We start from the raw sequence: 17178 nt of genomic DNA, 5'->3' as shown, positions 1-17178 counted from the left end.
TTGGGGTGCCAAATTGCTAAAGTCGTGCACCATTATGGCTGTAAATTAATTGCGCAATGATGTATAATGGTGACCATTGTTTATCAGACTGGTTTAGTAGAAAGGGGATTTTCTTTTAAAATGTATCGATTTTTCGTCCAGCCGCAAGTGAACGCGGCAACGCAGAAGTTAGCTGGTTATGAACTACTATTACGCTCTTACTGTCACGATTACTGGGTGACACCAACCGATTTCACAGCGCTTCCAATGGACCAACAGGTGTCACTGTCCTATCAAGAAATCACGAACATTTTAAAGGATCACAAAGATAATCCCGAGATTTCGCTAAATCTAAACCGTGAACAATTCACGGACCGTCGGACAATTGGCCACTTGATCCACTTGAAGAAATCCATTAAAAATTTAAAATTAGTCGTCGAATTAACGGAAGCCCCTCTGTTGGAGGAACTCCACCGTTACGTGGCGCTGTACCGGGCGTTTGACATCAAGTTGAGCTTGGATGACGTCGGCACGGACAATCCGTGGTGCCCGGCTGTACAAGATATCCTGCCCTTCATGGACAATATCAAGTTCGCCATGCAAAATTTCCGGCTCCAACATCGGCAAAAAGAATTACTGCCGAGTCTCAGCTCCTGGCGTAAGATTGCTGACATGTACCAGCTTGGCTTCACGCTAGAAGGCATCGAGGATCCCAGCGACGTGGCGTTGGCTAAGAAATACAACGCTGGGACGACCCAGGGCTACTATTACAGTAAACCCGTGCCCTACGCTGGTTAATTGCATACTTATTCGAAATGAAACGACACGCTGGCCGGTTGGCTGCGTGTCGTTTTTTGCGTAAAATACTATTTCATCTCCATGAGAAATGGTCCCAATAAGTCAACCGCGAGTGAAGCGAAATCAATCAGTTTCCCTACGTTAAAGCCATTTATTCAAGAACCATTAAAAATCAAACATCACCATTTTTACGCTTAAACCCGCCAAAACTATCATGGGATAATGGCTCAAAAAAGCTCAAAATTTATCAGATGACGTTCTCAAAAAGTCTATTCAAGTACCACGTTTTACCCCGCATAAATACCCAAAAATCAAAATGTGAAATCCATGATAAAAATAATTATATTTACCAACCACCATACCCTGTTTCTTCTATATACCCCCACAATCCCCGTAACCACGCCTTTAAATTAATTGAATTTTCCCTGTTGACAAACTTTCCCTAGCTCGTTATTATTAGAGCCATATTAGAAATACACGAACGCATCACCAGGAAGAGTAGCCGTTCCCGCTAAGTTCAGAGACCACCGGTAGCTGAAAAGGTGGCTTACAACGGAGCAGCGAAGATGAGCCTGGTAGCTGACAATTGGTGAAAGCTGATTGTCCGAGTTGAAGCCCGTTACCGCTTCCGACTTTTGGCAACAGAAGTTACGGAGATGGTGGATGTGAGTCCCCCATAAAACAAGGTGGTACCGCGAGTAAAATCGTCCTTATGTAGCAATTACATAAGGACGATTTTTATTTTGAGGAGATGTTTGGAATGAAGAAAAAGGGAACGATCTTAACGGTGGCGGCTTTGAGCCTCTTAACATTAGCAGGGTGCGGCAGCCAGTCCAGCTCCAGCAACAGTAACGGCAGCAACAAGTATGCGGACAAGCAGGAATTGAACTGGACGGAAGCCTCCGAACTGGCGACCAACGATTTAGCCAAGGCCACGGATACCCTGAGTTTCACGGTTCTACAGAACACGCAGGAAGGCCTCTACCGTCTAAATAGCAAGGGTACGCCAGCCAACGCACTGGCCACCAAGACCGAGCTGACCAACGGCGGCAAGACCTACACGTTTAACCTCCGCAAGGGGGCCAAGTGGTCCAACGGCGACGAAGTCACGGCGAAGGACTTCGTTTATTCCTGGCAACGGACGCTCGCTCCCAAGACCGCTTCGCAAGACGCCTTTTACTTCTTCCAGGTGAAGAACGCCGAGGCCGTCAACAGTGGCAAGAAGCCGCTCAGTTCCCTGGGGATCAAGGCCGATGGCAAATACAAGCTGACGGTGCACCTCACCAAGCCCGTTTCTTACTTCAAGAAGCTCCTCGCCTGGCCCCTCTTCTACCCGGTCAACCAAAAGGCCGTCCAAAAATACGGCAAAAAGTACGGCACCACGTCCGACACGACCGTTTACAACGGGCCATTCCGTCTGACCAAGTGGAACGGGACCAGCACTACCTGGACGTTGGCCAAAAACCAGACGTACTGGGACAAGCAAGCCGTGCACCTCGACAAGATCAACGAAGTCGTGACCAAGAGCACCACGACCAGCTACAATTTATTTAACGCCAAAAAGACCGACGAGACTTTACTCGACGGCCAACAAGTGAAGAACAACAAGAACAACGAAAACTTTGTTAACCGCCTCCCAACCGGGACGCAACGCCTGAGCCTGAATCAAAAGACGGTTCCCGCCTTTAAGAACGTGAACATCCGCAAGGCCTTCTCCCTGGCCATCGACCGGAAGCAACTGGTCAACGACGTGCTCCAAGACGGCTCGACCGCTTCTAAGGGCTTCGTCCCTGCCGGCATGGGCAACAACCCTAAGACTGGCGAAGGTTTCGACAAAGAAGCCGAAGTGAAATCCGCCGTTTCCTACAATCTGAAGGAAGCTAAGGCGCTACTGGCTAAGGGCTTCAAACAGACCGGCAAGAAGTCACTCGACGTTTCCCTGTTAGTTTCCGACACCGACGCCAGCAAGCAAACGGCCGAATTCCTCCAGAGTTCGCTGCAGAAGTTACCAAACGTGAAGGTCTCCATCAACACGATTCCTTACGTTCAACTGATTACGCGTCAACACAACCAGAACTACGACCTGACCCTGAGCGGCTGGCAATCCGTCTTCGCCGACCCCATCAACTTCCTCGACGTTTACGAATCCAACTCCAGTTACAACACGTCCAGCTGGTCCAACAAGCAATACGACCAACTGCTCGACGAATCCGAAAACAAGGATGGGAACCAAGCATCCAAGCGTTGGAGCAAACTGGTCGAAGCCGAAAAGGTCTTGATGAACGACCAAGGGACAATCCCCCTGTACCAAGCTGCGAAGTCCCAACTGTTGCGCAAGAACGTGAAGAACATCAACTACAATCCAGCCGGTGTGCCTTACGACTTCAAGACGACCTACATTGCGAAGTAACAATTGATTAACTCCTAGTCCAGCTGAACCACGACCCCCCTCGTGGCCCGGGTGGCAGGCCTCATCAGCCAGCACCACCTGTCAGACTTATCTATGTCTCCTTTATATAGTTGAAACAGGTTCCAACCGGCGTTTGAAGTGCGCCCCGGTTGGAACCTGTTTTTGCGTTTATTGTAATCTGTAAAAATCTATTGGATGGCTGGCAAATGTCACCATCCCCGTGATCATTTTTCCATCGTTAAACGTGACCAGTCTACTCCAACAAGTCACCAACGGAATGACTAGGTAGCGGCTGGCGGAAGGCATAAAATTTTGTTCCAGATACTTTGACCCGCAAAGCCGGCACCTTTTTGCCCAGAATCTTGACCTTAACCTTAGCCTTGCTTAACGTGATTGCTGGCGTGCCGGACGTCATGCGCAGAACCATCCGATAACTAACCTTGTGGGTCTTCTTGGCAACCTTTTTCGTGTAGATCAGGGGTGCGACAAAGCTCACTTGCCAGACTGGTTTCTTCAGAGTCGGTGCAGTCGAGGTACAGATGCTATACGTCACTTTCTTAGGCGCCAACTTCACACGCGCATACGTAAAGACGGGGGCCTTCTTTTTGCCGACAGTTTCTGCGCCACCATAAAGGTACCAGCTACCGCGGTAGCTCTTTGGTAAGGCGACCGCCTTGCTGGCAGCGTGAACGGGGATGGTGCTGGCCACGCCAAAGAAGCTGACGCTGGCTAAACTGACAATTAACCCTTTAACCCATTTGTTCATCAGAAAACATCCTCTCCGCTAGTCCATCATATCCCAGGAACGGGCCTTCGTGATCTTACTAAAGGCATAGTTCGTGTCGCCATCCTGGTCCCAAGCCAACGCTGGTGTCTTTACACCCTTAACCTTGACCGATGTCAGCCGAAATTTGCCTAAATTACTCTGGTCGCCTAAAGCCCGTGCCTGATAGAAGGTTTGGTTGTGCTTCGTTTTGACACTGAATGTCACCTTGGCCTCGGAGGTTATAAATGACGTCAAATCTGATAAATCAGCATTCTTAGTCGAACTAATGTCGCTATCGATGCCAGAATCCGTTAACGCAATCTGCTCCACGTAGTAGTACTTCGTGTGATGATGACGCGCATTACCCAGGTACCCATACCAATTTCCCTGCAGGTTATCTGGCAACGTCGCAGCGTGTGCCGTGGTACTCTGACTAGCCACTGCCCCAAACGCCACAACGGCCAACCCAGCGATGATGCCTTGAATAAGTTTTCGACTCATCTGAATCCCCTACTTTCTCCTCAAAATAGTTATTCCAACTAACTATCTTAAAGATAGTCCAACCGGGTTAATAATACAAGATGTTTTTGTTCTGACATAAATATTAACGATACACACTGATATTGAGCCAATCTATCTGGACTCACGATTTTTAACTCTTGTAACAGGCTTTGCTAAGATGGATGAAAAAAAACGCCAGAAATTTACCTTTCCGGCGCCGCAATTCAACATATTTATTCTGCCTTCAACATTCGGACACTCTGGCGATTGACTAACTTGATTGGCGTAATCTTCTGCGGCAGCGTCTCAGTTGACCGCAACTGTTGAACGCCGGCAATCCCCATTTCATAGAAGTTTTGTGACACGCTCGTCAGTTGTGGTTGGACCAGGCTACAGAGTTCCGTGCCATCAATCGCCACGATGGAGAGATCCGCGGGCACTAATAGGCCCAAATCACGCGCCTGATTCATCACGCCAATGGCCGCCATGTCACTGGCACCCACAATGGCGGTCAGCTCAGTCTGCGCACCGTACGCCCGCATCGCTGTTTGCCCGGCATCATAGCTGTAATTTCCCAGCTGGACCCACTCGTCCTCGGGTGTAATGCCGGCATCCTTCAAGGCTTGCGTATACCCGAGCACCCGTTGCCGGCCAGTATGAAAGTCACTATCGACGCCAGCCAAGCCAATTCGCCGATGCCCTTGTTTGATCAACGCTTGAGTCGCTTGGTAGCCGACCTGCCAGTCATCCGAGGTGATGTACGGCAAGCGCTCCCCGTCAAACGAGATGGATAGGAAACAATACGGTACCTGTGAGCCTTGAAGTAGCGTCAAATTTTCCGGCGCCAAGTCGACGGATAAGAGGAGAATGCCCATCACCGGTCGCTCGATTACCGTCATCAATGCCCGCCGCTGCTGGACGGGATCGGCATCCCCCGCGTATAAAATAATCACGTTCAAATCATGTTGGTGGGCTTCTGCCTGAATGCCTTCAATGATTTGACTGGCAAAATTGGTTTTGGTCGAATTGACCACGACCGCAATCACGTTGCTGTGGCGCGTCACCAACTCGGCCGCCGCCGTATTCTTCTGGTAGCCCAGCTCAGTTGCCGCCGCGTGCACCTTGGTGGCCGTCGCTTCACTAAAGAAGGCCGACTTGTTGGCCAAAACTCGCGACACGGTGGCCGTGGAGACCCCCGCTAGTTTCGCAATATCCTTAATCGTTGCGGCCATCACGACCACCTACTTTCTTCTATTTTTTCATTGTCGGTTAACCACGTTTCACCGGCCAGTCGTTTCTCTATACCTGGCCTTGTCATTTTCACGTCTACGTCCTATTCTACCGTTAATAGTCTGAAATAACAAAGTCATTTGCCGCAAATTCCGTATTTTTACACAAACGTTTGCTTTTCTTATTTAAAGCCATTGTAAACGTTTGTGCAAAGTGCTAGAATTCATCTTGTAAGCGGTTACTTAATTAATTCAACCGATGATAGCAATTATTCAACTTTCATTTTTTAAGGAGGAATCACTATGGCTCAAAATACAGCCTTAGAAAGTGAGCAAGCCGCGACGACCGCAACCACGACCGCCAGTGAAAACTCACTACCGAAACTACCCTTGAAGACCATCTTCGCGATGACGTTTGGTTTCTTCGGGGTCAACATGGCCTTTTCCTTACAGTCCTCACAAATGGGCCGGATCTTTCAAACGATTGGGGCTGACCCAACCAAGCTGGGCTTCTTCTTCCTGTTGCCCCCGTTGGCCGGCATGGTCGTCCAACCTTTGATTGGGAAATACTCCGATATCACTTGGAACCGGTTTGGCCGGCGGATGCCCTACCTCATGATTGGGGCACCCATCGCCGCATTGGTCATGATTCTATTACCGAATGCCGGGTCGTTTGGCTTTGGTTACGCCTCACTTGCCGCCTTGTTGTTTGGTGCCATCGCCATTCTCTTCATGGACTTGTCCTCTAACGTCTGCATGCAACCGTTCAAGATGATCATTGGGGATATGGTCAACGAAGACCAAAAGGATTTGGCCTGGTCTTGGCAACAGTCCTACTCCAACCTGGGTGGGGTGCTGGCAACGATTTTCCCATTCCTGTTAACTTGGTTTGGGGTGTCCAACGTGGCTTCTAAGGGCACCGTGCCCCTGTCCGTGCGGATGGCCTTCTACATTGGCGCTGCAATTCTCCTATTAACCTCGATCTACACAATTGTTTCCGTTAAAGAATACGACCCCGAAACTTACAACCGGTTCCACCATGTCAAGGCTGAGACCAAGCAAAAAACGGCCAGCCTGTGGCACTTAGTGAAGACCGCACCACGGGCCTTCTGGGAAATTTCCTTCGTCCAGCTGTTTGACTGGTTTGCCATTCAATACTTATGGACTTACGGAACTGGTGCCATTGCCGACAACGTTTGGCACACGGCCAACGCCGCTTCCGCCGGTTACCAAGCCGCTGGGAACTGGTTCGGGATTCTTTCCTGCATCCAGTCACTAGCCGCCGTGGTCTGGGGCTTCGCTGTTCTGTCCCACACGAAACCGAACCAACGGAAATTCTGGTTCCGGGTTAGCCTGATCATGGGTGGCCTGGGCATGATCTGGATTTACTTCATCCACTCACAATGGCTGTTAATCTTGCCATTCTGCCTGATTGGTATCTGCTACCTGACCATGCAAACGCAAGCCATGTCACTCTTCACTGAATCACTCAACGGGAAAAATGAAGGGGCCTACCTGGGACTCTTCAACTGTGGGATCTGCTTGCCACAAATTATCGCTTCTCTGGCCAGCTTCGCCATTTTCCCAGCCATCGGCCAATCCATGCCCGGCATGTTAGTCATCGCCGGCATCGCCTTTCTCTTAGGGGCCGTCGCTGTGAGTGTTATTCACCCTAAATTATCTGAAAATTCTGTAAACTAGTGTTAGCAATTTCTATAGGAGGTTTTATCTATGTCTAAGCAATGGTGGAAAAACGCCGTCGTCTATCAAGTTTACCCGCGCAGTTACCAAGACAGTAACAACGATGGGATTGGGGATCTCCCCGGTCTGACCCAACGCCTACCTTACATTAAAAAATTAGGGGCCGACGTCATCTGGTTGAACCCCATTTACAAGTCCCCCGACAAGGATAACGGTTACGACATCAGCGATTACCGCAACATCCAGGATGCTTACGGCACCATGACCGACTTCGATAAATTATTAGCCAGTGCGCACCACCAAGACCTGAAGATTTTAATGGACTTAGTGGTCAACCACACGTCCGATCAACACGACTGGTTCCAACAAAGTCGGCAGTCAAAGGACAATCCTTACTCTGATTACTACATTTGGCGTGACCCGGTTGATGGCCACGAACCAAACAACTGGGGCTCCTACTTCAGTGGATCTGCTTGGACGTTTGAACCCAAGCGTGGTCAGTACTACCTGCACCTCTTTGCGCCTGGTCAACCCGATTTGAACTGGGAAAATCCAAAGGTTCGCCAAGAAATCTGGAGCCTCATGAAGTTCTGGCTGGACAAGGGGGTCGATGGCTTCCGGATGGACGTTATCAACTTAATTTCCAAGCCAGCCGGATTGCCGGATGCGCCCCAAGCACCGGGTGCGCCTTACGGTAACGTGGAGCCCCTGGTCTCCGATGGCCCTAAGCTCAACGATTACCTGCGGGAGATGAACGACGAGGTCTTATCCCACTACGACGTCATGACGGTGGGTGAAATGCCTGGTTCCACGCCAGAAGACGCCATTACCTATACGGGACTTGAAGCTAACGAATTGAACATGGTCTTCCAGTTCCAGCACGTCAGCCTATCCCCAAACGCTGACCCTCGGCTGGGTAAGTGGAACGATGCTCCGGTCAAATTGACCGAATTAAAGAGCGCCCTCTCCCGTTGGCAAAAGGCCTTGGATGGCAAGGGCTGGAACAGCCTTTACTGGAACAATCACGACCAACCCCGTGCCGTTTCACGTTTCGGTAATGATACGCCGGCCTACCGGGAACTCTCCGCGAAGATGCTGGGCACCACGCTTCACATGCTCCAAGGAACCCCCTACGTTTACGAGGGCGAAGAGTTAGGTGAAACCAACGTGCACTACACCTCCCTCGACCAGTATGAAGACCTGGAAAGCTTGAACGCCTACCGGCAAAACGTCGAGGAAGAAAAGATCATCGACCAGCCAACGATGCTGAAATACCTGTCACACATGTCCCGGGACAATGCCCGGACACCCATGCAGTGGGATGATTCCAAGAACGCCGGTTTCTCCAAGGGTCAACCATGGTTCGCTTTAAACCCGAACTACACTAAGATCAACGCGGCCGCCGAAGTCGACGATGACCAATCCGTCTTCAACTACTACCGGCAGTTGATTGCCTTACGCCACAACAGTGACCTGATCGTTCACGGCACCTATGAAGAATTAGATGCCGACGACGACCAAGTCTTTGCCTACAAGCGTCACTATCAAGGGCAAACGCTGCTGGTCATCAGCAATTTCACCGACCAGACCGTCATCCGCGATTACGACCAAGCCAACGCCAGTGAAAAGCTCATCGGTAACTACACCGACGACCAAGGTACCACGTTACGGCCTTACGAATCTAAAGTTTACTTATTCAAATAACACCTCTGACTGACATCAAGGGAAATTAAAAACCACCTAGTTCCAATGACGACTGCGAGCGTCGTTGAACCTAGGTGGTTTTATGTGTATTGAGATTTAATGCTGATTAAGTTTATTCACGGATAGTTTGGATGACATCTGATAAATGGGTTAAACCCATATCAGCCGCAGGGAAGGTGAAAATGAGCCCAGCCGTGGGAATTGCCTTAGTGGCGTAAGCCGCTTAGGCAATTGATATCTTTGAGACTCGCTTTTCAGAGGCTCAAAGTAAGTCTGGAGACCGCTCTTTGGCTCCGGACGTTCGCCCACAGCGGACCGGCCTCATTTTCACCTTCCCGGAGGCGCTGACAACATAAGTTTAACCCGTTTAATCGATGGGAAACAAGGGAAGCTTGGCCAGGTATTGAATGTCCGGCCGGTCCGCCGCGGCGCCCTCAGCCAAGATGGCCATCTGGCCCACAATGGTGGCGCCCGCCCGCTTCAACAGTTCCTGGGCGGCGTTCAATGAGCCCCCGCTGCTAATGACATCATCAACAATGACGACCTTCTTCGCAACCAGCCGGTCGGCATCGGTACCATCCAGCACCAACTCCTGCGGTGCACTGGTCGTGATGGCCGTTACAGGGACCTTGAGAGGCGCGCGCATGTAATCCTTGGTGGCCTTTCGCAGAACCACGAATTGCGGGTGATCGGTCAACCGACTAAGCTCTTGGGCCAACGGAATGCCCTTACTCTCTAATGTGACAAAATAATCGAACTTCTTAGGCACTAACTGGGCCAATTGTTCCGCAGCATAATCGGTTAACTCTGCATCCCCCAATAGCACAAATGACGCAATCGCCAAATCTTGACTGATGGGCACCACCGGCAATTGCCGCGTAATCGGTCCCACTTTTAATTCGTACGTTTTTAACATCGTTTAGACCCCCAGTCCAACTAGCAGCAAAGCTTTCAACAGGCCCCCGGTTAAGAGGCCAGCAAACGGATCGGCCACGGCCGTCACCACCAAGGTAATCGCCGCCACGGTCGCGTCCTTCCCCTGCAAGGCCGTCGCCGCATCTGCCGGAAAGATCACGACGGCTCCCAGAATAAACAGAAAACCGGCAATCGAGGCGCTCGGCACGTATTTTCCCAGCCTAGGCAACCAACCCATCGCTAGAATCGCCGCCATGATCAGCATCATCAGAATCCCGGCAATTACCGGTTCTGGCGCACTAGCCGTTGCGGAAATAATCGTTTCGACCGGGGCGCCACCCAGCAGGCTGGTCCCCATATCGGCCAACGACTGAGTGATCGTCAGCAGGTTCAGATTGACCGGATTGGGCTTAAGCCCGGTCATCTCTCCCGTAATCAGTCCATAGGAAATATTGGCCCCAATGTTCAGACAGGCCAGGCTCAACGCCCCACGGATCACACGGGGATTAATCGTTGGTTTCGTAAAGACAAATCGGCGCGCCGTCACGTGTTCCGGGAGTTCGGCGCGATAATGGGTCACGAAAACGGCTGCTAAACTCGACCCGACCACGGATAAGACAATGGTCCAAACTAAGTCCTTAGTCACTAAATAGGTCACGGCGGCCAGCCCGACCGAGGTCCACCCCGTCAGCCGCTCCTGCTTCGCCATACCCAACGCAATCTTTGCCAACATGATCCCCACACCGGCCATCATCCCCGCCATGATGCCGTTGCCTAGCAGCGCGACAATCTTAGTAAGGGTCCCGGTCACCCCAATCAGGAGCATGACCAGGGAACCCCCTAAGATGATCGACGTTCGCTCCCGTAAGTCCCTGCCTAACTTGCCCGTCAGCGCTAAAGATTCCGCCTGAAAGGATAAGGGGGCCACGGCGCCAAATGCCCCGTTGACCGCTGAGGCAAATAGAAACGAAAACATCGTCGGAAATATCGCAAATCCTAGCGACATCGCCATGATTCCCTGGGGAATTCCATTTAACACGACGCCAATTGCTGCCAACAGATCCGCTAACCAATGCATCAGTTGTCCACCCTTCACAGTTTCATTTATTCGTTCTCCATCATTCGTTTTCTTTCTACAGAATACGTTAATCAGCTGAAATTGTCCATTGATTTTTCTGGTTATACGAACATTTGATATAAATAGTGTTATTATTTTCGGATATGTTTCAGGCCATAAAAAAATGCGACCCACTATTCGTTGAGTCGCACAACCATTATCGCGTTAAGAATTTTTCAATTGTCGTTCCTCCACCGCGACTCGTAACAGCCGCCATGAATCCGGTAACTGCAACGTCTCCAGCTGGCCATGAGCCAATGCCACTGCCTCCTGAACGAGTTGCCCCGCATGCGTGTCACAACCAACCGGCGCGTAGGCATCGTACTGGCGGTTCTGTGTGCGCAGTTGGGTCAACAGTTTTCGTAAAATCGTGACCCCCGCCGGTAGAAGTAGTTGGTGCGCCGTCACGCCAATCTCTTGCAGCCAGCACTGCGCCTGACCGGCGATTCCCGCCAACCTGGCTGCCGTTGCCGGAACCCCTGCCTGTTGGACCACGACCAGCCCGACCAATGCCCCCATCGTCGCCAACACCGTAGCATGACTCACCTGCGCCAGGTCCAGCAATAGATAGTTGGCGACGGTCGGTTGCCACGTTGGCGTTGAACCTGGTAGTGCCGCGACCAGTTGATCGCCGAGGCGGCCGTAGACGGAGTGCCCCAGTTGTTCAATCAACTCTTCCAACGCCACCTGCGGAACAATGGTGAGCTCGTCGGTCGCCGTATCCTGAAGTAACAGGTCGCGCGGCTCCGGGCCCAATAAAGCAGCCACGCTAGCGCTGGGGTCGGTCGACCACGGCAGGCGTGGCACAAAGTCTTCACCCGCGGCTTGCACATTAAATTGTCTCACACCCTCACCCCTCTTCACCTATCCGCAGTGTACCCCCTTCGACCCACTTGAAGGCAACCCATTTGTGCCTCAATTTTAAAAAAAGGGCAAACGCTTGCGCAAATGCAAGTAAACGTGTATGATTAACCACATTGCTTAGAGTTAGTCGAACGCGAACCTTTTGAGGAGGGACCCAGATGTCTTATACCATCCACGAAGTTGCTCAGAAGCTGGGCATTTCAACCTATAGCATTCGCTATTACCACGATCACGGCATGTTGCCCAACGTCAAACGGGACGCTAACAACAACCGCGTGTTTAACGACGTCGACTTGGAAGGGTTACATATCATCCTGTGCCTACGGGGGACGGGGATGCCCGTCGAACGGATTCAGCACTACCTCGATCTCGTCCAACAAGGGGAAAGCACCGTGCCTGAACGCTACGAAATGATGCAAGCGCAACAGGAACGGACGCTCCACGAAATCGCTGGCCTTAAGAACCATCTGTCGACCATCAACTTCAAGGTTGATCATTACGCAGAAATTATAAAGACTCACCAGCCCGATAGTTTTGTGCCCGCAAGTATGCGCGGCACGGCCACCAACCAAACGGCTTAAACTTGACCGGCTCCCACTAGCATTAACCACAGTTTCAGCAACCAAATCAGCCATCTCTCACCGTTGTGTGCGAGGTGGTTTTTTGTTGAGTCAACTTTCTTGCACCCCCTTAACCAATATGCTACGCTTAACCACCTGTGAAGCATTTATAACTTATTTTATGAAGGGGGTCCGCTCCTTGGAAACCACACACTTGCCGCACTGGCGGCGCAACATCTATCTCTTCTTAACCAGTCAGTTCCTGTCGGGAATCACCAGTATGGTGGTCCAGTACGCCATCATCTGGTATTTGACCAAGCAAACGGGCTCGGCAACGGTTCTCAGCCTGGCGACGCTGTTGGGAATGCTCCCGATGGTGCTCCTCAGTCCCTTCGTGGGGCCATTCGTTGACCGACTGAACAAAAAGGCCCTACTGATTGTCCCGGACATCGTGGCCGCCGTCTTCGCCATCATTCTGTCCATTGCCGGAACGCTCCAATCGACCTTCCCGCTGTGGCTGATTTTCATTTCCCTGCTGGTTCGGTCGATTGCCCAGACCTTCCAGATGCCAACGATTCAGTCGATTCTGCCCACCATGGTGCCGACCGACGAGCTCACGCGCATCAACGGACAACTGGGAATGGTCCAATCGGCCAACATGATTATTTCCCCGGCATTGGGCGCGTTTCTCTTTGCCATCGTGCCCATGAATTTTTTAATTCTGATCGACGTGCTGGGCGCCATCATTGGCATCAGCCTGTTGACGTTCGTCCAGATCCCAGAGCATCCCGTGATTGATGAGAAGGTCCACGTCCTGGCCGATGCCAAATTTGGGTTGATGAAGCTCCGCAACACGCGGGGTCTCTGGGCCATCACCATGATTGGTGCAACCTTCACGTTGATGTTCATGCCCGCCGCCAGCCTCTACCCCCTGATGACCATGGGCTACTTCCACGGCACCGTGGGGCAGGCTGGCCTGATCGAAGTCATTTACTCCGTCGGCATGCTTGCCGGTGGCGCCATCATTGGTCTCTTTGGTAACTGGCGTGACCGGATGAAACCCATCTTCTGGGCGACTGTCGCCATGGGCGTGACCTTTGGCGGCAGCGGCTTCCTGCCGGGAAATCAAACCGGCTTCGTCTGGTTTGTGGTGCTAAATGCCTTAGCCGGTACCATGACGCCGTTCTACAGCACCCTGTTGATGGCGATGATTCAACAGAGTTTCCCCGCCGACCAACTCGGCCGCGTACTGGGCGTGCTCAACTCACTGACCAGTGTTGCTGGGCCGGTTGGTTTGATATTTGCGGGTCCGCTAGCCGATAGCATTGGCGTCGAAAAGCTGTTCATCATCGGCGGCCTCGGCTCCCTGATCTGCGGTCTTGCCATGTGGCTGTTGCCAAGCGCCCGCGCTTACGACCAACAGTTACAGGAACGCCTAGCAACTGAGACGTTAGCCCAACCCAATTTAGATGATTAATCCTAAGGGCCTGTTTCCGGACAGGTCCTTTTTTACTTGACAAAATGAATGAATTAAATTAATATTCATTCAGTAAGGTAAGGAGGTCGCTTAAATTATGAACGACAAACAGCAACGTCTATTCACTGCCGCTCGGGACTTGTTCCTAGCACAGGGCTTCAAAGCCACTAGTATCGCGGATATCGCGGCCAAAGCGGATGTCGCGGTCGGGACCTTTTACAATTTCTATCAATCTAAGACGGCCATCTTTATCGCCGTCTACAACGAAGAAAATGAGCGGGTCAAGCTAGCTATCATTAACCAAATTGACCTGACGGGGGCTCCCGTAACGGTCGTTCAAACCGTTCTCCAACAAATTTTCACCCAATCCACTAACAATCGGATTCTCCAGGAGTGGTTTAGTAATCCCAAGCTCAACGCGATTATCGCTAAGACCAACCAGGACATTGTCGCCGATAGCGTGGTCTACGCGACCCTCATGGTGCTGATCACCGATTGGCAACAGCGAAAATTGCTCGCGCCCGGTATGACTCAGGAACGCATTCTCAGCCTGTTCAACGCCCTCACCGTGGTCGATTTTCACCAGAGTGAGGTCCAAACGGCCGACTATTTCCAGCTGGTCAGCGACCTGATCACCGGTATTCTCCGCGTCATCTTAAAATAGCCGTCCCGGTTATTTTTTTAAATCAGAATGAATGAATAAAAATTATATTCATTCAAAAAGGAGCCTCTCATGAAAAAAATTCTACTTAGTCTACTGCTCATCATCGTTGTCCTTGCCCTAGTCCTAGGCGGTTTAGTCTTCTGGACCACCAGTACTAACCGCCGTTTCACCGTCAACTCATTGACCACCACACCGCTCACGACTAAATCCGTTGACCTAGACACGGTCCCCCAGAACCTGACGCTCAAGCTCCGGACCGCCAAGCTAATTATTAAACCCGGACAACAGAATCGGCTGACCCTCAATAACGTCGCCACCAACCAGTACGTCATCTCAACGACTAACAATCGTCTAGACGTTAAAGAGTCTAACTTGTCCAGCCACCCTTTTGAAATTGGCCACACACCCGTCTTAACACTTACGCTAACTGATCCCCACGCATTGCGGAATTTAACGATCAATCAGTTCAATGGCACGCTCAAGTTAAACGGTCTGACCACCCAGCACCTCAAGATCCACCATCACAATGGCACGACCCTCGCCCACCGTCTAATCGTTACGACCGGTGGCACTCTGGTCAAGGATAACGGCAGTACGACCCTCAACCAGCTGTCCAGTGACGGCCTCCAAGTCGCCTTCAAGACCGGTCAATTCCACCTGAATGGCAAAAAGGTCGCCCACAACAGTCACCACTACACCCAAGCGGGCCAACATCCCCTGACCATCACCAGCGGGTCGGGCCAGGTCCGCGTCACAAACTAAAATGACGAGAGTGGGACAAAGGGCGTTTAGCCGGCGAGCATTAAGGCTGCTAACCGAATAATCCTGGTCTTGGATTGTTTGGTTAGCAGTTTTAAGCGGAACCGGGTGCCTTTTGTCGCACGTTTTGACCATATAAATGGGGACACAAAAACGAGTCTTGGGTTTGTCCCAGACTCGTTTTTGCTTGCGAAAACAAGTATTTTCTATTCGCGAAATTAATAATTGGTGCGACTACATCTTCTTTTCAAAGCCTTCCATTGGCGCCGCTTCGTTTTGGTAATCGGCCGCAACGGCGGGATCCGTGGTGAAATGCATCACGGAGTAGAAGGCGCCCTTCAGGTAGTACTGCATGGCCACCGGAATCTTCAGTTCGGTCATTTCAGATGGTGAGAGTTGGTAACGGATGCTGGCTTCATCCCCGTCCAATACTTTTTCCATCCATTGGGGTTCGCGGATCATTTCGCGGCCCATGGCCACCAAATCAGCCCCCATGGCGAGAACGGCATCGGCGTCAGCTGGCGTTTCCACGGAACCGACACCAATCAGCGGCTTGCGGCCAGCTAATTGGGCAACAAACTTCTTGATCAGGGGTTCGTGGTCACTCTTGTCGTTTAAAGACGTCCGTTGCGCCGAACCCATGGACATGTGCACGTAATCCACGGCGGAATCACCCAACATGTCCAGAAAGGCTAAGCTATCAGCTAAACGAATCCCTGGCGTTTCGATTTCCTCAGGGGAGATTCGGTACCCCAACAGGAAGGGGCGGTCGGCATACTGGTCAATCGCCTCGTGGGCACTGGCAATCACGGCCTTGGCAAAGGCCATTCGGTCATCGCGGTCGCCACCCCACTTGTCGGTCCGACGATTTGAGTTAGGGGAGAAGAACTGTTGCAACAGGTAGGTGTTGGCCCCGTGCAGTTCGACCCCGTCAAAACCAGCGGCGATGGCCCGCCGCGTGGCTTCGCCAAAAGCAACGATCAACTCATCAATTTCCGCCGCCGTCATTTCTCGCGGCGTCTGCGAATCGGCTGGAAAGGCGGCCTTGACGGCACTAGCACTGACTGGTTGGGTGCCGCGGAGAATGCTGTCGTTAGACTTCCGGCCAGCGTGGAAAATCTGTAGGACGGCCTTGGTGCCATTGCGCTTCATGGCGTTAGCCAAGCGACTCAATCCCTCGATGTCGGTATCATCGGCAATTGACAGTTCACCTTCAAAGCCTTTGCCGCCAGCAATCACGTTGGCTACTTCGCCAATAATCATCCCCACACCACCGGCCCGAGCGCCGTAAAAGTCGATTTCATCGTTGGTCACGTGGCCGTCGTAGAAACTCGACATGGTCGTGGTTGGGGACATGATTACCCGGTTCTTTAACGTAACCCCGTTCTTAAAGCTAAAGCCCTGTTGAAAATTATAAGTCATCTGATTTTCCACCTTTCTGAGTTGCGGTACATTTTTGAATTGCCGTTAAAATCGGTCGGAGGGTCTCGCCGGCTGGCGTCAGCGCCCAGCGCCGTTGTTTCACGTGAAACATCACGAGTTGGCGGCGCTGCAACCGCCATAAGCCACCCCAACAGGTCCACCGTTGCTTGCCACACAGTTGTTGCCAGAGCATCCCCACGGATTGGGGACCCGCTGCCAACAGCAGCAGTATTTGCCACTGCACGGGTTGTGTGACCACCGCTTGGGTCGTCTGTAGCCCGCGAATCGACTGCGCCATCGCGCCACCTCCTT

Annotated in this window: 16 protein-coding genes; 8 read left to right on the top strand and 8 right to left on the bottom strand. The window is 51.7% G+C overall.

The window, feature by feature from the left end; all coding sequences use genetic code 11:
* The first annotated feature begins 120 nt into the window (after positions 1–120).
* Positions 121–777 (top strand): EAL domain-containing protein, encoded by a 657-nt coding sequence (locus EKM84_RS04590; RefSeq protein ID WP_125764145.1) that lies wholly within the window; start codon positions 121–123, stop codon positions 775–777.
* A 760-nt stretch (positions 778–1537) separates the two neighbouring features.
* Positions 1538–3187, top strand: coding sequence for a peptide ABC transporter substrate-binding protein (locus EKM84_RS04585; RefSeq protein WP_125764143.1), 1650 nt, complete (start codon positions 1538–1540; stop codon positions 3185–3187).
* A 253-nt stretch (positions 3188–3440) separates the two neighbouring features.
* Here the strand turns inward: EKM84_RS04585 and EKM84_RS04580 are convergent, their stop codons facing one another.
* From EKM84_RS04580 to EKM84_RS04570, 3 genes are all read right to left on the bottom strand, one after another.
* The gene (locus EKM84_RS04580; protein WP_125764141.1) at positions 3441–3953 is read right to left on the bottom strand and encodes a hypothetical protein; all 513 of its coding nucleotides are present in this window, start codon (positions 3951–3953) and stop codon (positions 3441–3443) included.
* Positions 3954–3971: 18 nt separating this feature from the next.
* A complete protein-coding gene (locus EKM84_RS04575; RefSeq protein ID WP_125764139.1) occupies positions 3972–4454 on the bottom strand; it encodes a hypothetical protein in 483 nt (160 codons plus the stop codon).
* 233 nt (positions 4455–4687) lie between these two features.
* Positions 4688–5686, bottom strand: coding sequence for a LacI family DNA-binding transcriptional regulator (locus EKM84_RS04570; protein WP_125764137.1), 999 nt, complete (start codon positions 5684–5686; stop codon positions 4688–4690).
* 300 nt (positions 5687–5986) lie between these two features.
* On the opposite strand from EKM84_RS04570, the gene EKM84_RS04565 reads away from it, so the two are divergent.
* Together EKM84_RS04565 and EKM84_RS04560 are read left to right on the top strand one after the other, a co-directional pair.
* Positions 5987–7384 carry an SLC45 family MFS transporter gene (locus EKM84_RS04565; RefSeq protein WP_191988065.1) on the top strand — a complete coding sequence of 466 codons (1398 nt, stop codon included), beginning with the start codon at positions 5987–5989 and terminating at the stop codon, positions 7382–7384.
* Between the two features lie 30 nt (positions 7385–7414).
* Positions 7415–9088, top strand: coding sequence for a glycoside hydrolase family 13 protein (locus tag EKM84_RS04560; protein WP_125764135.1), 1674 nt, complete (start codon positions 7415–7417; stop codon positions 9086–9088).
* A 367-nt stretch (positions 9089–9455) separates the two neighbouring features.
* Here the strand turns inward: EKM84_RS04560 and EKM84_RS04555 are convergent, their stop codons facing one another.
* From EKM84_RS04555 to EKM84_RS04545, 3 genes are all read right to left on the bottom strand, one after another.
* On the bottom strand, positions 9456–10004 hold the full coding sequence (locus tag EKM84_RS04555; RefSeq protein ID WP_125764133.1) for a phosphoribosyltransferase family protein: 549 nt from the start codon (positions 10002–10004) through the stop codon (positions 9456–9458).
* Between the two features lie 3 nt (positions 10005–10007).
* The gene (locus EKM84_RS04550) at positions 10008–11081 is read right to left on the bottom strand and encodes an NCS2 family permease (protein ID WP_125764131.1); all 1074 of its coding nucleotides are present in this window, start codon (positions 11079–11081) and stop codon (positions 10008–10010) included.
* Between the two features lie 204 nt (positions 11082–11285).
* Positions 11286–11966 (bottom strand): hypothetical protein, encoded by a 681-nt coding sequence (locus tag EKM84_RS04545; protein ID WP_125764129.1) that lies wholly within the window; start codon positions 11964–11966, stop codon positions 11286–11288.
* Positions 11967–12142: 176 nt separating this feature from the next.
* On the opposite strand from EKM84_RS04545, the gene EKM84_RS04540 reads away from it, so the two are divergent.
* The 4 genes from EKM84_RS04540 to EKM84_RS04525 all read left to right on the top strand — a co-directional run bounded on the left by EKM84_RS04540 (position 12143) and on the right by EKM84_RS04525 (position 15447).
* Positions 12143–12565, top strand: coding sequence for a MerR family transcriptional regulator (locus EKM84_RS04540; protein WP_125764127.1), 423 nt, complete (start codon positions 12143–12145; stop codon positions 12563–12565).
* Positions 12566–12725: 160 nt separating this feature from the next.
* Positions 12726–14021 carry an MFS transporter gene (locus EKM84_RS04535; protein WP_125764417.1) on the top strand — a complete coding sequence of 432 codons (1296 nt, stop codon included), beginning with the start codon at positions 12726–12728 and terminating at the stop codon, positions 14019–14021.
* A 97-nt stretch (positions 14022–14118) separates the two neighbouring features.
* Positions 14119–14685 (top strand): TetR/AcrR family transcriptional regulator, encoded by a 567-nt coding sequence (locus tag EKM84_RS04530; RefSeq protein ID WP_125764125.1) that lies wholly within the window; start codon positions 14119–14121, stop codon positions 14683–14685.
* Between the two features lie 69 nt (positions 14686–14754).
* Complete coding sequence (locus EKM84_RS04525; RefSeq protein ID WP_125764123.1) at positions 14755–15447, top strand: DUF4097 family beta strand repeat-containing protein; 693 nt, start codon at positions 14755–14757, stop codon at positions 15445–15447.
* A gap of 231 nt (positions 15448–15678) precedes the next feature.
* On the opposite strand, the gene EKM84_RS04520 is transcribed toward EKM84_RS04525, so the two are convergent.
* Positions 15679–16866, bottom strand: a complete 1188-nt coding sequence (locus EKM84_RS04520) for an NADH-dependent flavin oxidoreductase (RefSeq protein ID WP_125764121.1) — start codon at positions 16864–16866, stop codon at positions 15679–15681.
* Positions 16856–17164 (bottom strand): hypothetical protein, encoded by a 309-nt coding sequence (locus EKM84_RS04515; protein WP_125764119.1) that lies wholly within the window; start codon positions 17162–17164, stop codon positions 16856–16858. The genes EKM84_RS04520 and EKM84_RS04515 overlap by 11 nt, the downstream gene beginning before the upstream one ends.
* Positions 17165–17178 lie beyond the last annotated feature (14 nt).

The organism is Levilactobacillus mulengensis, assembly GCF_003946045.1.
GTDB lineage: Bacteria > Bacillota > Bacilli > Lactobacillales > Lactobacillaceae > Levilactobacillus > Levilactobacillus mulengensis.
This window is presented reverse-complemented; position numbering and strand designations above follow the sequence as displayed.